The 2,871-nt window shown below is 69.3% G+C and carries 2 protein-coding genes; both read right to left on the reverse strand.

The annotated features are described in order from the left end of the window. Positions 1–403: 403 nt before the first annotated feature. On the reverse strand, positions 404–1,936 hold the full coding sequence (locus I6U14_RS11510) for a transposase family protein (protein ID WP_296899462.1): 1,533 nt from the start codon (positions 1,934–1,936) through the stop codon (positions 404–406). Next, on the reverse strand, positions 1,933–2,871 hold a 939-nt coding region (locus I6U14_RS11515; RefSeq protein WP_296899464.1), incomplete at its 5' end, for a Druantia anti-phage system protein DruA. The genes I6U14_RS11515 and I6U14_RS11510, both read right to left, overlap by 4 nt.

Raw genomic sequence — 2,871 nt, forward strand, 5'->3', positions numbered from 1 at the left:
CTTGCTCTGCATCGCCCATTGCGGGACCTCCGTCGGCTTCGGGGCAGACCCACTCTGCCGACGCTATCCTGCCGAAGTCCCGCGCGAATGTCTAGCCCTGCTTTTGCGACAACAACATTCCTCAACGCCCCGCCCGACGGCGCCGTTGCTGGGGAGGCTCGGTCATGCTTCAGGGCTGAATCTCCGGCAGCCCTGAAGCATGATCGGCCGCCAACGCAGCCGGCGGCGCCGGCGCGGCGATGTCGGATGTCGCCGAGCCGTTCCGCAGCGTCGCGGGGCGGCTGTCCGTTGCCGGTGATGCGGTAGGTTCGCCGTTGTTGTCGGTGTTGCAGCGTCTCCACGGCGAGGGCGGACCTGCGCTGTGGAGCGCATTGGGGAGGCCGCCCGGGCTGAAAGCAGGGGGTTATTCGAGCTGCAGGCACAGGCGCGGCGGCGTGGCGAGCAGCGCACGGATGCGCGTCGGGTCGAGCCAAGGGCCGGCGCAGCTTTGGCGGATGAAGTCGAGCGTCGGGCGCACGCCGAGGGTGCGGTAGAAGCGCTGCATGTGCTCGGCGAACCGCGCTAGGGTATTGAACAGATGCGCCATGCGCATGAGCAGGTGGTAGCCGCGCAGGGCGTTGAAGTCGAGCGCGAAGGCATGCTCGTAGTGGTAGCCCTGGTGCTTCTCCACCAGGAAGCCGGCCTCGATGCCCCAGCGATGGCGCGCGGCGAGGTTGCAGCGCTGATGCACGTTGGCCGCCGCGAGCGGGCGGCTGGACAGCCAGGCATGGCGGGCCTGCTTGTCGAGGAGCACGCCGCGCTCATCGAGCGCTTGCCAGGTCTCTTCGCAGACGACCACATGCAGGCGCAGGCGGTGGTGGGTGGCGTCCTCGCGGAAGCTGTAGTCGATATCGTTGACCCAGGTGAAGTGCTGGGCGCGCCCGCCCCAGTGCTGTTGGTGGCGGTTGTCGGGCGTCAACACCGAGAGCGCGTGGAAGTCTTCCCACACGGTGGTCAGGCTGTTGTCCCGGAGCACGATCATGAACTGCCAGTGGTACGCGGCGCAGCGGCGCATCAGTGGACCGTTGGCATAGAGCCCGTCGAGCAGCAGCAGGATCGGCAGGCGCGGGAAGTAACGCTTGAGCCGCTCGCACAGGCGCGTGCACGCGCGCAGCTCGCAGTCCTGCTTGTCGTTGTCGGTATCGCCTTGGGCGTGATCGAGAAACTCGCTCAGCAGCGGGATGACCAAGCCGTCACGAAACGCGAGGCTGGCCTCGAGCACGTAGACGTAGTACTGCGTGCGCGCCTGCTCGCCCGTGCCGTGGGTGCGCGCGAGCAGCGGCGCGTCGAAGCAGACGTCGCGGGCGAGCTTTTGCGAGCCGTCGATGGCGATTGGGTAGCAGTTGTTGATCAGGTAGCGGCGAAACGTCTTGCCGCGCAGCAGCCGTTGTACCAGCGCGACGTGCGCCGCTTCGATGTCGCCGACGTCGATCTTCGCCAGCAGCCGATACAGGGTGTCGGCATGCGGCAGCGTCTGCAGCTCGGGAAACAAGAGGCGCAGGTTGGCCTCGAACTGCGGGCGGGTCATCTCGCGGTTGACCGCGCGGCGCGAGGCGAACTGGAAGACGAACATCAACAACCCGTAGAGCAGCAAGACCGTGAGCTTGTGCCGACATTTGCGTGGGTTGCGCCCATCGGGGATGCGCGCCAAGCGCGCGAGCAGCAGCGGCAGGTGGTTGCGCAAGAGGCCGAGCTGTCCGCTCACCGCCGCTTCGCGCGCCTGCTGTTCCTCGGCGATGTCGGCGTAGGTCGAGAGCCGATTAGGCAGCGCGGCCGCGGCCGGCGGCGCCTGGCCGGCTTGGCGCAGGTGCTCGCGCAACGCCTGCTCCTGCGCGCACTTGGCGCGGCGCTCGGCCTTGATCGTGGCGCGCTTGGGGCAACGGCAGGGCTTGCTCATGGCTGCTCGGGCGTCGCGTTGCATAGCCGCTCGCGCCAGTCGGCCTGCAACGGCTTGACCAGCACCAGCCGCGGATGGCTTTGATAGGTCTTGCCGGGGCGCGCCAGACCGCGCCCGCTGCTCTGCCCGAGCACCTGCCAACCGGCGGCGCGGTAGCAGGTGCCGCGGTAGCGTTGCGGATCGACGAAGGTCTCCAGCAGCAGCGGCGTGAAGCCCCAGTGCGCCCGCCAATCCGCCGCCACCCGCCGCGCCAGTTGCCCGAGCACGTGGCTGGCCAGATGCGGGACCTGCACCTGCGGGAAGATCAGGAAGCGGTTGTTGTTGAGCACCCGCATCAGGTTGGCGCTGCGCCGCGACGCATCCCAACCGATCCAGGCATCGCGCACCGCCAAGGCCCGCGCGGCACCGGCCAACATCACGCAGCCGAGCGTGCGCTCGCCGGCGACAATGAAGTAGCGCAGCCGGTAGCCGAAGCCGCCGCGCTCGCCCAACGGGTGATGGCAGGCCACGGCGCGTTTCCACTGTGCCACCTGCGCGGGGGTGTGCACCACCTCCAGCTGCACCGGCCCCAGCGCCGAGAACGACCCGCTCAGTGGCGCCTCGGACCCCACCACGGTTGCGGGCGGCGCCGGCGGCGGCCTGCGCCGCGGCGCACTCGCACGCAACGCCGGCAACTGCACCAGGCCGGCCGTCTCCAGGCGCGCGAGCAACTGCCCGCAGGCATGCACCTTCGGCGTCCCGGTCGCGGTATGCCAGCACAGGTGCTCGCACACCGTCGCCGCCACCTCCGTGCGCGGAAGCTTCGGCAGCCAGGCGACCGTCGCGCGAATCTGCGCGATCTCCCCGGCGCTGAACACCCGGCCGCTCTGCACCCAAACGCCTTGCTCTGCATCGCCCATTGCGGGACCTCCGTCGGCTTCGGGGCAGACCCACTC

The sequence above is a fragment of the Thiohalocapsa sp. genome (assembly GCF_019695415.1).
GTDB lineage: Bacteria > Pseudomonadota > Gammaproteobacteria > Chromatiales > Chromatiaceae > Thiohalocapsa.